Source organism: Corynebacterium sp. ES2730-CONJ (genome assembly GCF_024834055.1).
GTDB lineage: Bacteria > Actinomycetota > Actinomycetes > Mycobacteriales > Mycobacteriaceae > Corynebacterium.
The window spans coordinates 140,953-156,057 of record NZ_JANUXZ010000003.1; the positions used below are offsets into that span (position 1 = coordinate 140,953).

Genomic DNA, 15,105 nt, shown 5'->3' on the forward strand with positions numbered 1-15,105 from the left:
TAAACCTCGGGCAGCGGGGCTTTATTGTCAAAACCCGTGGACCTCGTCTACCTTAGCTGATGTGCATATCATTATCGTCGATCACCAAGATTCATTTACCTATAACGTGCACACGTATATCCTGGATATTCTCCCCAGCGCCCGTGTCGATGTCATTGATTTTCGAGATATGACGGTGGCGCTGGCAGATACGGCAGATGCCATCATTCTCTCGCCTGGTCCTGGAGCAGTCGAGAACTCGCAAGATATTGGCAATAGCCTCGAGATTATCCGCCACAGTATAACCCCATTACTTGGTGTCTGTCTGGGGCACCAAGCGCTAGGCTTCGCCTACGGAGCCCAGTCAATACTGGCCCCCACGCCCATGCACGGCCGCACGAGCTGGATCAAGCATGATGGCCAAGACCTCTTTGCCGGTTTAACATCCCCTTTGGAAGTAGTTCGCTATCACTCCAGAGCCATCACCAATATTCCTGCTGAATTTGACATCACAGCGCGCGCCGATGACACCACGATCATGGCAATCAGGCATCGCAGCAAACCCCAATGGGGTGTCCAATTCCACCCCGAATCCATTGGGGGTTTCGACGGACACCGCTTGATCGAGAATTTTCTCAATCTCGCGAAAAACCATAAAAATTCCTCATCTCAATGCACGGTCGCACACCCCGCCCCACCAAAGCCCATAGCCAAAGTACACTCAGGCTATCGGGTAGAGGTTAAGACTATCGAGGGCTGCGTGGATCCTCTCAACATAACAGCTGATCCTGTGTATCTTCTCGATTCCACCGATCCGCACCACCGTGATGGTCGCTGGAGTTATCTCGGTATCAAGGGCGGTCCTTTCGCCCGAGAAGTCCAAGGGTGGGGTGCTGCCCGAAATCCCGGAGGGCAGGGTAATATCGAGCTTTTGGAAGATGCTCTGATTCACGCAGACACCTCCGCGGTCAGAGACCTAGAACTTAGCTTTAGCCTCGGCTTCGTGGGCTATTTTGGCTACGAGGTTCATGACGCGCTCAATCCCGAGGATCATCCAGCAGCCCTGCACTTTGTACTCAGTGACAGAGCTCTAGCGTTTGACCATCGAAGTAAGAAAACTCATATCCTCTATCTCACCAAAGAGGGTGCAGCCAAGGCGAATCTCGCTCAGCACCACTGGGCACGCAGAATGGCGCAGACAGTGAGCGCTACATCACCTCATTATTTTCCAACGAACATAGGAAAACTCACAGCCTGGCATTCGGAAGTTGAATACCTAGCTGCCATTCAGCGTGCCCAAGAGTATATTGCGGAGGGAGATTCCTATGAGGTGTGTTTGACTACGCAACTTACGGCAACCATCGATAGTTTCGACCCGAGGAGTTGTTATGCACAATTTCGCAACCGCACTCCGCTAGGAGCTTGGCTCAATTTTTCCAACACCCAAGTAATGTCAAGTTCGCCTGAGCGATTCCTCCACTGCGATCAAGATGGCGTGATAGAGTCTCGCCCCATCAAAGGGACAAGGGCTCGCAGCTACGACCCGCGGGAGGATCAAGCCCTTAGAAACGATTTACTGTCTCACCCAAAAGACCGTGCCGAAAATCTTATGATTGTGGATCTAGTACGCAATGACCTCGCTCGCATTGCCCAGCCCGGGACGGTAGTAGCGGCTCCTCTTTTTGAAGTGGAGAGTTTCGCGAGTACCCATCAGCTCGTGAGCACTGTGCGCGCACAGCGCGCGCCGGGAGTGGGTATCTCTGAGATTATGCGAGCGACGTTTCCAGGCGGTTCGATGACGGGCGCACCTAAAGAGCGAACAATGCGCATTATCTCAGAACTGGAGAAGGGGCCACGCGGTATTTATTCGGGCGCGCTGGGCTATTTTAGCTGCGACGGCCAGTTTGATCTCTCCATGGTGATTCGAACCTTAGTTATCTCAGGTGGCCAGGCGCGCTATGGAGTGGGAGGGGCGATTGTTGCCCAGTCTGATCCCGTAGCGGAATATGCTGAGATTATGACCAAAGCCCGACCCCTAACCGACAGTGTGGCGCAGGATTTCCCTCGTGGACATTGATCTGTTGGTATTCGATCCCGCTCAGGGATTCGTTCCTACCTCCCACAAAGTATCTGGGCGCGTTATCATAGATTCCTTCCCTGTGGAGCTCGGCCGCACATCCCATCTCGATCTGCACCTTGAGCGTTTTTCTCAGGCCTGCGGAATTTGTGTTCCAAGGAAGATCCTCGAGGCCGCACTCAGTGATATTATGTGGGGATTTCCCCGCCTCGAATACGAGGTAAAGACAGGCCAGATATTCCTCAGGTTACGATCCATGCGGCCAATTCGTACGGAGACCTCACTCTTTAGTGTCACCGACACCCGTGAGCGACCTGAGATAAAGGGGTGGGACCTTGGTCTCATTGATTCCTTGAGGGCTGGAGGCTACGGGTGCGACGATATTCTCTTCCTCAATCCGGACGGCTTGGTTAAAGAGGCCGGATATGCGGTTGTTGCTTGGTGGGAAGGAGAACAGCTTTGTAGCCCGCGGAGCGAGCTGGGCATCGTGAATTCCACGACGTTGAAAAGAACTGCTACCCACATACCTATAATCCGCAAGGATATAACTGTGGCGACGCTCGCTAAGCACGTCGCCATGGTCGGGTCAGCTCTTCATGGATGGACAGCCCTGACCAGCATCGTGAACGACGAGGCTCAGACCTTGATCCTCCCGCAGAATGTCAACCTGCTCGAGCGAGCAAATAGAGCGTGGGGAGCTTAAACCTAGTGTGAATCGCGGTTTTCCGCGAGGTTAGTTCGTTCGGTGCGCAGCCACTCCGGCTGGTTATTGAGCAAGTCCTTAATCTCGGCAGTAGTTAAGGGCTTATCCATGTCATTGCGCTTCAGAGCGGCGATGGTGATACCCAGTTTCTGAGCCACCACTGGGCGAGGATGCGGCCCAGTGCGGCGTAACTCTTCCAACCAATGAGGGGCTGCCTCTTGCAAAGCCACAAATTCTTCGTGACTGAGCGCAGTATGTTGGAACTCCTCTGGGGCGGCGGGCAAGTAGATGCCTAGCTTCTTAGCGGCTGTCTGGGGCTTCATATAAATCCCAGACGGTTTGCGTGCAGATTCTTCATTCACGTAGTAGACGGTACCATTATTTCATGCTCACCTTAAGTTTTATCACTGGAACCGAACCCGATAAGTGGTTTCGACGCTTCCGAGATCGCACCTCTCAGACCGAGCTTAAGGTTCACGCCAGCGATGATCCGCTTGCCGAGTTAATCAGGGGTGAGGTTGTCTTAGCGCTCACTCGGATTCCAGATTCGCGTCTCGATGACACCTACCATGTGGTCCGCTTGTACCAAGAGCAAGTAGGAGTGGCATTCCCCAGTGACCATCCTTTAAATCTTTTAGACGCAGTCACGCCAGCGGAACTAGACGGCGAAATTGTTCATACCCGGTATACCGAAGCCCTCAAAATCGAGGAGATTCGTACGCACCTACACACTGTGGCAGCCAATGTAGGTGTGGTTATTGCTCCGCGTCCTATGCTCAAAGCTCTCAGCGGGGCACGCGTAGCACATCGTCCATTAATCGAGAGTGAAACTCCCCCCACCACCATCGCCTTAGTATGGTTGAAATCCGAAGACAGTGACGATATTCAGGATTTTGTAGGCATTGCTAAAGGGCGAACGAGTAACTCCTCGCGGCATACGCAGCCACAACGATCCGCCCAACAAAAAGCTCGAGATAAAGCAAAGCGCCGCTTGGCGTCGAAACGCGTGCCAGCAAAGCACAACAAGCGGCGCAGCCGATAGCGGAGATTAGTGATCGCGGTCAGTATTGGCCATCGCCAAAACGTCGAGGCGTTTATCGAGTTCTTCCTCGGTCAGTTTTTCTCCGTCAACAAAGCCTAGATCGATAACGGTCTGCCGAATCGTCTTGCCTTCCTTGAGTGCGGTCTTTGCCACCTTCGCGGCATTTTCATAGCCGATAGCGGAGTTCAGCGGGGTCACAATAGACGGGGAGGACTCAGCAAGTGTCTTCATGCGCTCGACATTGGGCTCGATTCCATCCACTAGTCGAGTAGCAAACTGGCGCGCAGTATTAGCGAGCAGGCGAGCCGACTCTAAGACGTTGCGTGCCATCACCGGGATGAATACGTTGAGCTCAAAGTGCCCCTGGGAGCCACCAAATGCTACAGCTGCGTCATTGCCAATGACTTGCGCTGCCACCTGGGTAGCAGTTTCGCAGAGCACTGGATTCACCTTGCCAGGCATGATGGAAGAACCTGGTTGGAGATCAGGAAGGTGAATCTCACCGAGACCAGTCAGTGGGCCGGAGCCCATGAGACGGATATCGTTAGCGATCTTGTTTAAAGAAACGGCGATCGTGCGCATAGCTCCTGAGAATTCCACCAACCCATCGCGGGCTGCCTGCGCCTCGAAGTGGTTAACACACTCTTTCAGCTCCTCAACTCCAGTGAGCTTGACTAGTTCAGCGGTGACTTTTGCGCCGAAATCAGCGGGAGTATTCAAGCCGGTGCCGGTAGCGGTACCACCAATAGGAAGTTCGCCCAAGCGTGGGAGGCAAGCCTCAACGCGCTCGATACCAGCCTCAATTTGGCGGGCATACCCGCTGAACTCCTGGCCTAGGGTCACAGGGACCGCGTCCATGAGGTGAGTACGGCCAGACTTAACAACGCTCTCCCATTCTTTAGCTTTAGCGGCAAGAGAGGCGTGCAGTACCTTCAGGCCTGGAATAAGGTCGCGCACCGCAGCCTCAGTCGCGGCAATATGGGTAGCAGTGGGGAAGGTGTCGTTGGAGGACTGGCCCATATTCACATGATCGTTGGGGTGGACTTCGACACCATTGAGATGCGCAATGGAGGCAATGACCTCGTTGGTATTCATATTCGATGAGGTACCCGAACCAGTTTGGAATACATCGATGGGGAATTCAGCGTCGTGCTTCCCCTCGGCAATTTCCTTAGCAGCCGCGATGATGGCCTCAGCTTGCTCGGTAGGGAGCAAACCACGGTCTTTATTGACCTGGGCGCAGGCCGCTTTAAGTAAGCCGAGGGCCCGGATTTGAGCGGACTCAAGGCCGCGACCAGAGATAGGGAAATTCTCCACAGCACGCTGGGTTTGGGCTCGCCATAGAGCCTTAACGGGAACCTTCACTTCACCCATAGTGTCGTGTTCGATGCGGAATTCAGTCATATACGTTTCCAACCTTTTAAATATGTGAAAGTAAAAGAACTTTCTGCGGAAAATTGGGTCGACTGGGCACTCGGCGTGGCAGGCGCACGAGCAATCCCAGCGCTTAACCTAGTATGGCTCAAAAACGAGGGCAGCGGGAGTTAAAGCGCTCAAGAAGGCCTAGCTTCGTGGCATGAATCACCTCACCAACCCTTTCCCGCTATCTGAGGTCGGCGTGATAATCCACAGCGGAATACTCCTGTAGTTTTGCAAGCTGATGCACGGATTCGATATAGCGCACCGTGCCGCTGCGCGAACGCATCACCAGCGAACGCGTTGTGGCGCCGTTTCGGCGATAGCTCACTCCGCGCAGCATATCTCCATTAGTCAGGCCGGTAGCAACGAAATAGCAGTTATCTCCACGGACTAGGTCATCGGTTCCCAACACCCGATTAAGATCGTGGCCCGCTGCTCGAGCGCGGCTGCGCTCGGCGTCGTTCTGGGGGGCGAGAATCCCTTGAATTTCTCCACCCATGCATTTCATCGCGCAGGCGGTAATAATTCCCTCGGGGGTTCCGCCAACACCCATCATTATATCGACCGAACGACGCATCTGAGCCGCGGCGACGGCGCCCGCAACATCGCCGTCTCTGATTAAACGCACCTTAGCTCCAGCCTCCCGAATATCTCTTATAAGCTCGGCGTGTCGGGGGCGGTCGAGGACCACCACGGTGACATCGGATTTATTAATTCCCTTTGCTCGCGCTACTGCGGAAATATTGGTGGAGACCGGGGCATTAATATCAATGGCTCCAACACAGTCCGGGCCTACTGCGATTTTTTTCATATAGAAGACTGCCGACGGATCATACATCGTGCCGCGCTCGGCAGCAGCGAGAACCGATATAGCATTGGGGCGCCCCTCTGCCATGAGCGTGGTGCCGTCGACAGGGTCGATGGCGATATCAACCTCAGGGCCTTCGCCGGTGCCTACTTTTTCGCCGTTAAAGAGCATGGGGGCGTGATCTTTTTCCCCTTCTCCAATAACAATGACTCCTTTCATGGGGACAGAATTTAAAAGGGTTCGCATGGCGTCCACCGCGGCTCGATCACCGTTATTCTTCTCGCCCCGTCCCACCCAACGTCCTGCTGCTAACGCTGCGGCTTCCGTCACCCGAACAAGATCGAGAGCTAGATTGCGGTCGGGTGTATGTACTTCGTTGCTCGAGGTATAAGTCACAGTATCTCCTTGTAGGTCAGGGGCGTGGAGGCTATCAACACTTGTCCAGGGAGGGGGACCCTCTTGCGTCAATCCCACATTTTAATCCCTAGACATTCACCATTGTGACACCATTTAGTGGGTATTTGCTATGGGTTTACCCTCAACGAGGGGTGACTGTATGAATCGGGGACGGTGCAGAGTGTAGATAGGCTTTGCAACCGGTATGCCAACTGACATACTCATACACATGGCTGAAGAGAAACCACGGATCTACCAATCGGGCCGCGACATCACGCTTTCACTTGGGGCGATCCTCATCGTCATGGTCGTTGCGGTTGCGCCAACTGGCATGTGCTCGACCACCGTTGGTGCTCCTGAATTTGGGCCCGTGAAAGAAGTGGATGCGCGCGCCTTTTTAAGCCTTGAGTCTCGGGCTATGCCTTATCCCCTCCGCTTGCCTCAAGCTCCCCAAGACTGGGTTGCTAATTCTGCCAGACGCTCGAGTATCGATGGGCAGCCGGCAACTGTCGTGGGTTGGGTAGTTGCCGAGAATGGATATATTAAAATGACCCAGACGGGTCTGCCGGCTGACATAGCAATCGCAGAATACGATAATAATCCCCGTGAGTTAGTCGCTCGCTATCAGATTCAGGGCACGCCCGTGAAGCTGTACGAATCTCCTGACAAGGGGGTTCGCGCGGTGCGCTTGATCGACTTGGGTGATGTCCGCATTCTCTTCTCAGGAGCCGCCAACGATCAAGAATTCGACACGATTATCGCGGGGACAATCCTCACGGATCCTGTCATCTCTGAAGGTTAATCCTGGCTGTTTTCCTGCTGGCCAGTGACCTCCGCAACCTTCGAGGCAGCACGGCTGAGTTGCTCTTCACAGTAACGGGCTAGAGCCTCGCCACGTTCCCAGTACCGTAGTGATTCATCCAAACTCATTTGACCTAATTCTAAGATCTTGACAATCTCGATGAGTTCGTTGCGGGCGTGCTCGTAAGGCAGGGATTCTATCGGTGCGAAGTCTGCTTGTCCTTGGCCGCTGCCAATTGTCTCGTGGGGCATGGTTTTCCTTTTCTTTGTGGTTAGTCTGCGGGCTTATTCTGCATGGCTGCCGCGGTAATTGACCCATCATTCACGCGGATGCGCAGCTGCGAACCCGGGGGAGACTGCTGGATTGAAGTTACTACCTCTGGTGGTGTTCCATCCCGGGGTAATACCTGCACAACAGCATAACCGCGCTCAAGCGTAGCTGCAGGGCCTAAAGTCGAGACCTGCTTGCGCAACATTAGCATCTCTTTGTTAAGGCCATCGATATAGCGGTGAATGGTGCCATCCAACTGGGTTGCAATAAGTGAAAGATCCCGAACATGCTGGTCCACGAGGCTCATCGGTCGAGCCAATACAGGTCGCATCCGCAGATCTCTCAGGGCCCGTGATTCTTTATATACCCAGCCACGCAACGCCTGCGAGCTACGGTAACGAAGCTCCTTAATCAGCTCGCGTTCGGCCACCACATCAGGAACTACCCTCTTGGCCGCATCAGTGGGAGTAGCGGCCCGCAAATCCGCAATATCGTCGAGTACGGGGCGATCCGGTTCATGCCCAATTGCCGACACCACCGGAGTGTGGGTGGCCACCACCTGACGCTGTAAGGCTTCCTCAGAGAAGGGGAGCAAATCTTCAACAGATCCACCGCCACGCGCGATAATAATGACGTCAACATCGGGATGCTCGTCAAGAGTTTTCAGGGCTGCAATAATCTCAGGGACCGCCCGTGCGCCTTGCACGGCGGTATTGATAACCTCAAATTCTACTTCGGGCCACCGTAGCCGTGCTACCGAGAGGACATCGCGTTCGGCAGCTGAGCCGCGACCGGTTATCAAACCGATGCGTCGCGGCAGAAAAGGAAGTGGTTTCTTACGCGTTGGATCGCTGAGGCCTTCGGCTGCCAATTGTTGTCGTAATTTTTCAATACGGGCAAGCATAGCTCCGAGACCAAGGTGTTCGATCTTGGTTATATGAAGTGAAAAGCTGCCGCGACCTTCGTAAAATTGCGGTCGACCGAAACAAACGATTCTGTCACCATCGTGGATTGTGGCTAATAGCTCGTGCGGACACGTGACCGACACACTGGCCTCAACTTCGACATCGCGCAGGGTGAGATATCCATAGCGCCAGCGAGGGTTGGCTTTGAGTTGAGTGACTTGGCCCTCAACCCAAATTGTTCCTAGGCGTTCGATCCAACCTTTAACTTTATTGTTAAATTCCCTGACTGGCCACGCGTTTTCCGGAGAGTGTGCTGCGTCCACGATAGAATTCGACCCCCTATGTGTATTAAGCTCGTAGATTATGACATCAACTAAGAAAGTGCTCCTGGCCGCACCGCGCGGTTATTGTGCAGGAGTAGACCGCGCGGTTGAGACAGTCGAGCGTGCTCTCGACAAGTATGGCGCACCAGTGTATGTGCGTAAAGAAATCGTACACAACCGCTACGTCGTAGATACGCTCGCTGAAAGGGGCGCCATCTTTGTTGATGAAACTTTTGAGGTCCCCGACGGAGCTTATCTGGTGTTCTCAGCCCACGGAGTTAGCCCCGAGGTGCATCGGGAAGCCGCGGAGCTTAACCTTACAACTCTCGACGCCACGTGCCCGCTCGTGACCAAGGTGCACAACGAGGTTAAACGATTTGCCCGAGATGGCTATCATATCCTCTTTGTCGGACACGAAGGCCACGAAGAAGTCGAAGGCACTGTAGGAGAGGCTCCGGGTGTCACACACCTCGTGGATGGCCTCGGCGGGGTATCCACCCTTCCCGAGTTCTTGGCCGATAAGGAAAAGCTGATCTGGCTATCCCAAACTACCTTGTCAGTTACCGAAACCATGGAAATTGTGGATCTGCTGCACCAGAAGTATCCGCAGCTCATCGATCCCCCTAGCGATGACATATGTTACGCAACCCAAAATCGTCAGGTTGCCGTCAAAGCGATTGGTGCTCGCGCTGATCTTTTCATTGTGGTGGGATCGCAAAATTCCTCAAATTCCAAACGGCTCGTGGAAGTAGCGCTACAAGCGGGCGCGAAGGCCGCCTATCTTGTTGATTACGCCCATCAAATTGACCCAGCGTGGTTCAACGGTGTGGATACAGTGGGGATTTCCTCCGGAGCATCCGTTCCCGAGATCTTAGTCGATGGGGTGCTGGAGCTTTTGGCTAAAAACGGCTATAACGACGTTGAAGAAGTTCGGACCGCGGCTGAAAAGATCGTCTTCGCCCTTCCGCGCGACCTGCGACCAGCACGAACCTCATAAAACCTTTCCAGCTGGGAGGTTTTTGCTAGCTATACAAATCGTCATCGAGGGAGCCAAGTCGAGGCAGGGTACGCTTATCTAGACGCGGGTTGGGAGTCGCCTGAGCCTGCTCGCTAGCCGCTGGCTGCGGCGGAGACGCTTCAGGCGGCCGCACCGAACGAACGGGTCGTAAAGCATAGGTCTGAGGTTTACGCGATTCTGGGTCACGTTCAAGGACCGATGGGGGGCGTGATCGCGCATTGCGGCGCAATAATTCTTCTACCGTCACAGTGCCTCTATCAGAGCTGCGTCGCACCCGCGAACGAGCCTGGCTAGCTTGCATTGTGGTGCGGGCGTTGGCCGCCCTAGTTTCTTGCAAGGTCTTCTTCACTCGGCGCTCAATAACTCGAGTGCGGCGGCGCAAGAGGCTTACTCGCAAAACCGCGATGAATCCAGATAGAAGGGTGGCGGTGAGGAGTGCGGGGAAGTGTTGCATGAGGGGGTAAAAGACCGAGATAATCTCTGTAGTACTGAGATTTTGGGCTGGTTGGTTATCAGTCACGATGAGCCATCCCGCTATAGCGCTCGAGGTGGCAAAGCACACGGGTACACAACTCACTATTATAAAGAGGGCTTTCGGAATGGTGAGGATAGTAACCAGCAGAGCGCTGAAGGTGAAAATAGCTAGAAAGGGCACCCCGAGAGTTCCCGTTACTAAGGTTGCTCCGACTGCGGTCAGAGAGCCAGCGACGAGGCCGAGTAGCGCGATCTTTAAGGAAAAGCCATAAAAGGGCGCGGAAGACGATTTGCTGGTAGCGGTAGACACAAATAATTATCCTACTATCAGTTTCAGCGACTAAAGATGTCCGCCACTTTTTTGGGCGCCAAACTTACATAGGAACAAATATAACGAGCGATATTCTCGCTGTCACCGAAATCGTCAACCGCAGGGTTGCTCCCTGCCGAATCCTGCTGCGGCGCTACGTATTCACCTGTTCGCTGGGCAATTTTTTCGTTGAGGTAGCGCATAAGAACCGCCACCATGGCAGCTACAGGTACAGCCAAGAAAGCGCCCATCATGCCAAATTGGCTACCGCCGATTGTGATGGAGACGAGGACTACCACCGGGTGCAGATTCATCGCTCGCGAGTGTAAAAGAGGTGCCAGTATATTGGACTCAACCTGCTGAACTACGAGCACAATTGCGAGAGCTATCAGGGCTTCGGTAAAACCCAAGGACACTAGAGCAACTAGAACCGAGAGGGCACCTGCGACAAATGCTCCCACTATGGGAATGAAGCCAGCAACGAAAGTGAGAACTGCGAGCGCCAGCGCCATGGGTACCCCGAGTATTGCGAGACCCAAACCGATAAAAACTGCATCGACGAGAGAGACGATTGCTTGAGCGCGGATAAATCCACCTAAGGTAGCCCAGCAACGGTGGAGAACTTCAGTGAGGTGGAGGCCGATACGCGGGCCGACGATCCCAGATAACCACGGGAGAAAAAGGTCGCCGTCCTTGAGGAAAAAGAACGTAAGCACCACGATTATGCCAATTGTTATCAGTGCAGAGGAGGCGAAGCCGAGTCCAGAAAATAATAGGCCGCCTTCCTGAAGCCAGTTAACCGCCCGATTAATGAGGGCACTCAGATCTTCGGCATCCAAATTAAAAGGCGGGCCCTGTAACCACAGCTGGAGTCTCTGGATTCCTTCGAAAGCTTGGTAGTAGAGAGTTTGAGACTGACGGCCTACCTGTGGGGCCATAATCCTAAGGAGAACACCGATGACGGTAAAAGATCCCACTATGGTGAGAAAAGCTGCTAAACCTGGGTGAACCCCGAGTTTTCGGAGAACGACGAACGGTGGATATAGAACTGTACACACAATGAGCGCCAGTGCGATGGGAAGGACCCCACGCCACGTTTGCCACAATACAATCCCCACTAAGTAAGTGGCAGCAACGATAATCATGAGTCTTAGACACCACGCCGCCAGGATTTTAATGCCACTTGCGATAACCGTGGCGCGATCGGGATACGGGGGAGGGGTGCTCACATTGACAATCTTTCCACATTTTCTCTACGGATAGCGCAAGGGCCGGCTCGACTCGATGTCGATCCGGCCCTTGCGTGTATTGAAAGCTGAGGTCTACTAAGCGGAGTCCTGTCGAATCTCCTGAGCTAGCAAGACATCGTCGGTGGCAAATTCAGCGGTGCCAAAATCACCTGAAACTTCGTCGGGGTGGCGTTGTAGGTGGATGAGGGTAGCAGCAAAGCCTCCCCAAATAACGACCATAAACAAGACCATCATAAAAATTGCGATACCAGTCATGTAAATCAGCACTCCTTTCTATTTGTACTGTTCGATTGCAAAACCAGCCACGCGGGATTCACGGGGATCGAATTGTTTGGGGATCTGCGGAATGCGGTTGAGTTCTGGTGCAATTCCGAAATCTGAGCCTGGAGGGCCGTCGAGTGGGAGCTTGCTGGGCCAGGTGATAAAGCTCATTGCTATTGATGCCACAAATATGAAACCTAAAACGCCCCAGCCGTAGAGAGCCACCTGAATAGTCGTATAACCGCCATATGGTTCCTTAATGAGATCAAGGAGCTCTTTGGCCAGAGTATAGCTCAAAACAATCGCGGTGAGATTTACGATGCTGATTCGCCAAAGGACACCAACTTTAAAGGATGAAACCACATTGAGGTGTGCTGAAACTTCGTCGATTCGCCGCAGGATCCAGTCGTAGCACACGATGATAATCAGCGCGATGAGGACGATGCCAATATTATTGGTGAATTTATCCATAATGTCGAGGTGGATTAAGCCACCGGTGGTGGAGAAAAGCAGCACCGACAACGTGGCCATGACGATGCCAACGCTGAGAGCGGCACGCTTACGTGGCATATTGAGCTTATCTTTGACTGCAGAAACAACAACCTCGAAAAGAGAGAAGAGGGAAGTGAATCCAGCGATGGTTAGAGATCCGAAGAAAAGTACCCCAAACAGACCACCCAAAGGCATCTCATTGATAATGGTGGGGAAGGCAATGAAGGCCAAGCCGATACCACCCGAGGCCGTATCTTCAACGGAAACACCTTGCTGCACAGCCATAAATCCCAATGCAGCAAATACTCCGATGCCGGCAAGCACTTCGAATGAAGAGTTGGCAAAGGCTGTAACCAAGCCGGTACCCGTTAGATTGGTACGAGGCTTGAGGTAGGAGGAGTACGTGAGCATAATGCCGAAGGAAACCGAGAGAGAGAAGAAGATCTGCCCATAGGCGGCGATCCACACGCTGGCGTCTCCAAGGGCTTCCCACTGAGGAGTGAAGAAGGTGTTGAGGCCGTTAGAAGCCCCGTCTAAGAAGAGAGCCCGCACGACCACAACGATGAAAAGGACCGTGAGTAGTGGCATGAAGATCTTAGAGATGCGGCCGATTCCTGAATCGACTCCCATGGCAAGCACAATAATGGCGGCGATCCATACGAAGGCGAGTGCGATGACGATTTCTCCGACATAGTCGAAGGAGAATGTCGCAGAGGCATCCATGCGAAGGAATGACTCGAAGAAATAGGTATTCGGATCATCTCCCCAGACGCGGTTGAAGGACTTCACCGTGTAGAGGCCGGCCCACGCGATAATGGCGGCATAATAAATCGTGATGAAAAAGCAAATTCCTACTTGGATCCATCCGATTGGCTCGCTCCACTTTTTGATGCGCCTGAACACCAGAGGTGCGGAGCCGCGGTAGCGGTGGCCGAGGGCATAGTCGAGGAAAAGGAGGGGAATACCCGCGGTAAGTAGCGCGATGATATAGGGGACAAGGAATGCCCCACCGCCATTTTCGAATGCTACGTAGGGAAACCGCCAAATATTACCCAGTCCAACGGCTGAGCCAATCGCAGCCAGGATGAACACCCAGCGTGTGGAGAAGGTCTCCCTCCTTTGGCTGGTATCTACTTCTGTTGCCATGAGAAGAACGCCTTTCTGTGGTAGTGATCATTACCGCTGGTGGCGGCAACGACTGTGAAGCAAAAAAGAAGTGTCCCTCGCGCTTTTTGAACAGCCCTAAGGGTGCATACCTTTTTTAATAATCAAGAAAACAGTCCTTGCAGAAAGGTTTTCTATCGGTAGAAAGAAACTCTAGCGCAGCGATTTTAGAAAATAGGAATTACTATCCCATATAGTGGGATATGGGGGTGTGGTATGGGGTTATTTTTCTCAGGTGATACCATTAGCAATCGTGAGCTTAACTTTAGGAATTGTAGGACTGCCCAACGTGGGTAAGTCGACGCTATTTAATGCCCTGACCCGCAACGATGTTCTGGCTGCGAATTATCCCTTTGCAACTATCGAGCCCAATATCGGATTGGTTGAATTGCCAGATGAGCGTCTGAAGCGCCTCGCCGAAATTTTCGGATCCGAGCGCATCTTGCCCGCTACCGTTTCCTTTGTTGACATTGCTGGCATTGTCAAGGGAGCTTCTGAAGGCGAAGGAATGGGGAATGCATTCTTAGCCAATATCCGCGAAGCCGACGCTATCTGCCAGGTTGTGCGCGCTTTTGCCGATGATAACGTCATCCATGTCGACGGCAAGGTCGACCCGTCTTCGGATATTGACGTTATTAATACTGAACTCATCTTGGCGGACCTGCAGACTATCGAAAAGGCCTTGCCACGCCTGGAAAAAGAAGCCAAGAAAAATAAAGATTTGGCCGACCATGTGGCAGCTACCAAAACCGCGCAAAGCATCCTCGAAGATGGGCGTACCCTGTTTAGTGCCTCTAAAGCCGGCGAGGTTGATCTAGCTTTGGTCCGTGATCTGCATCTCATGACGGCAAAGCCGTTTCTCTACGTCTTCAACTCCGATGAGGACGTTCTGAGCAATGATAAGCGCAAAGAAGAACTACGAGCCATGGTAGCCCCAGCAGATTGTGTTTTCTTGGATGCTAAAACAGAAACCGACCTGCTTGAACTCGATGACGATGAAGCTTTAGAGCTACTCGAGTCCGTTGGGCAGACCGAGCCGGGCTTACACTCTTTAGCCAAGGCAGGTTTCGCCACCCTTGGGCTGCAAACTTATCTTACTGCGGGCCCCAAGGAATCGCGTGCGTGGACCATCCATAGGGGGGACACAGCTCCCAAGGCTGCCGGTGTCATTCACTCCGACTTCGAGCGTGGCTTTATTAAAGCCGAGGTCGTTTCCTTCGATGACCTCGATGCAGCGGGGTCTATGGTTGAAGCACGTGCTCGGGGGAAGGTTCGCATCGAGGGCAAAGAATACATCATGGCTGATGGTGACGTCGTGGAGTTTCGCCACTCCTAGAAACACCCAGGCTTGAGACCTTTTATAACAATTAGTGCATATTATGGTGCCAGCAGCTCATCCGTGGGGATAATGT

The 15,105-nt window shown here is 53.2% G+C and carries 15 protein-coding genes; 6 read left to right on the plus strand and 9 right to left on the minus strand.

Annotated features, from left to right (window positions below; genetic code table 11):
- Positions 1 to 61: 61 nt before the first annotated feature.
- Positions 62 to 2,056: an aminodeoxychorismate synthase component I gene (gene pabB, locus NXS13_RS04715; protein WP_259289438.1), complete on the plus strand. Its 1,995-nt coding sequence runs from the start codon at positions 62 to 64 to the stop codon at positions 2,054 to 2,056.
- Positions 2,046 to 2,759 (plus strand): aminotransferase class IV, encoded by a 714-nt coding sequence (locus NXS13_RS04720; RefSeq protein WP_259289439.1) that lies wholly within the window; start codon positions 2,046 to 2,048, stop codon positions 2,757 to 2,759. Before pabB ends, NXS13_RS04720 begins: the two co-directional genes overlap by 11 nt.
- 2 nt (positions 2,760 to 2,761) lie before the next feature.
- Here NXS13_RS04720 and NXS13_RS04725 read toward each other — a convergent pair whose 3' ends face one another.
- Positions 2,762 to 3,082 carry a DUF5997 family protein gene (locus NXS13_RS04725; protein WP_259158286.1) on the minus strand — a complete coding sequence of 107 codons (321 nt, stop codon included), beginning with the start codon at positions 3,080 to 3,082 and terminating at the stop codon, positions 2,762 to 2,764.
- 62 nt (positions 3,083 to 3,144) lie between these two features.
- On the opposite strand from NXS13_RS04725, the gene NXS13_RS04730 reads away from it, so the two are divergent.
- A complete protein-coding gene (locus NXS13_RS04730; protein ID WP_259158288.1) occupies positions 3,145 to 3,801 on the plus strand; it encodes a LysR family transcriptional regulator substrate-binding protein in 657 nt (218 codons plus the stop codon).
- A gap of 6 nt (positions 3,802 to 3,807) precedes the next feature.
- On the opposite strand, the gene NXS13_RS04735 is transcribed toward NXS13_RS04730, so the two are convergent.
- Both NXS13_RS04735 and glpX read right to left on the minus strand, forming a co-directional pair.
- Positions 3,808 to 5,205, minus strand: a complete 1,398-nt coding sequence (locus NXS13_RS04735; RefSeq protein ID WP_259078199.1) for a class II fumarate hydratase — start codon at positions 5,203 to 5,205, stop codon at positions 3,808 to 3,810.
- 199 nt (positions 5,206 to 5,404) lie between these two features.
- Positions 5,405 to 6,424 (minus strand): class II fructose-bisphosphatase, encoded by a 1,020-nt coding sequence (gene glpX / locus NXS13_RS04740; protein WP_259078196.1) that lies wholly within the window; start codon positions 6,422 to 6,424, stop codon positions 5,405 to 5,407.
- A gap of 229 nt (positions 6,425 to 6,653) precedes the next feature.
- On the opposite strand from glpX, the gene NXS13_RS04745 reads away from it, so the two are divergent.
- Positions 6,654 to 7,226, plus strand: a complete 573-nt coding sequence (locus NXS13_RS04745; RefSeq protein ID WP_259289440.1) for a DUF4245 domain-containing protein — start codon at positions 6,654 to 6,656, stop codon at positions 7,224 to 7,226.
- Here NXS13_RS04745 and NXS13_RS04750 read toward each other — a convergent pair.
- Both NXS13_RS04750 and xseA read right to left on the minus strand, forming a co-directional pair.
- Positions 7,223 to 7,477: an exodeoxyribonuclease VII small subunit gene (locus NXS13_RS04750; RefSeq protein ID WP_259078192.1), complete on the minus strand. Its 255-nt coding sequence runs from the start codon at positions 7,475 to 7,477 to the stop codon at positions 7,223 to 7,225. The two genes, NXS13_RS04745 and NXS13_RS04750, sit on opposite strands and share 4 nt — an antisense overlap.
- 20 nt (positions 7,478 to 7,497) lie before the next feature.
- Positions 7,498 to 8,724: an exodeoxyribonuclease VII large subunit gene (gene xseA / locus NXS13_RS04755; RefSeq protein ID WP_396124738.1), complete on the minus strand. Its 1,227-nt coding sequence runs from the start codon at positions 8,722 to 8,724 to the stop codon at positions 7,498 to 7,500.
- 40 nt (positions 8,725 to 8,764) lie between these two features.
- Here xseA and NXS13_RS04760 point away from each other — a divergent pair, with 40 nt between their 5' ends.
- Complete coding sequence (locus tag NXS13_RS04760; RefSeq protein WP_259078190.1) at positions 8,765 to 9,721, plus strand: 4-hydroxy-3-methylbut-2-enyl diphosphate reductase; 957 nt, start codon at positions 8,765 to 8,767, stop codon at positions 9,719 to 9,721.
- Positions 9,722 to 9,746: 25 nt separating this feature from the next.
- Here the strand turns inward: NXS13_RS04760 and NXS13_RS04765 are convergent, their stop codons facing one another.
- From NXS13_RS04765 to NXS13_RS04780, 4 genes are all read right to left on the minus strand, one after another.
- On the minus strand, positions 9,747 to 10,526 hold the full coding sequence (locus NXS13_RS04765; RefSeq protein ID WP_259078188.1) for a DUF6542 domain-containing protein: 780 nt from the start codon (positions 10,524 to 10,526) through the stop codon (positions 9,747 to 9,749).
- Between the two features lie 23 nt (positions 10,527 to 10,549).
- On the minus strand, positions 10,550 to 11,755 hold the full coding sequence (locus tag NXS13_RS04770; RefSeq protein ID WP_259078186.1) for an AI-2E family transporter: 1,206 nt from the start codon (positions 11,753 to 11,755) through the stop codon (positions 10,550 to 10,552).
- A gap of 96 nt (positions 11,756 to 11,851) precedes the next feature.
- Positions 11,852 to 12,031 carry a methionine/alanine import NSS transporter subunit MetS gene (gene metS, locus NXS13_RS04775; RefSeq protein ID WP_259078184.1) on the minus strand — a complete coding sequence of 60 codons (180 nt, stop codon included), beginning with the start codon at positions 12,029 to 12,031 and terminating at the stop codon, positions 11,852 to 11,854.
- 18 nt (positions 12,032 to 12,049) lie between these two features.
- On the minus strand, positions 12,050 to 13,675 hold the full coding sequence (locus NXS13_RS04780; RefSeq protein ID WP_259078183.1) for a sodium-dependent transporter: 1,626 nt from the start codon (positions 13,673 to 13,675) through the stop codon (positions 12,050 to 12,052).
- 271 nt (positions 13,676 to 13,946) lie between these two features.
- Here NXS13_RS04780 and ychF point away from each other — a divergent pair, with 271 nt between their 5' ends.
- Positions 13,947 to 15,029 carry a redox-regulated ATPase YchF gene (gene ychF, locus NXS13_RS04785; protein ID WP_259078181.1) on the plus strand — a complete coding sequence of 361 codons (1,083 nt, stop codon included), beginning with the start codon at positions 13,947 to 13,949 and terminating at the stop codon, positions 15,027 to 15,029.
- Positions 15,030 to 15,105: the final 76 nt, after the last annotated feature.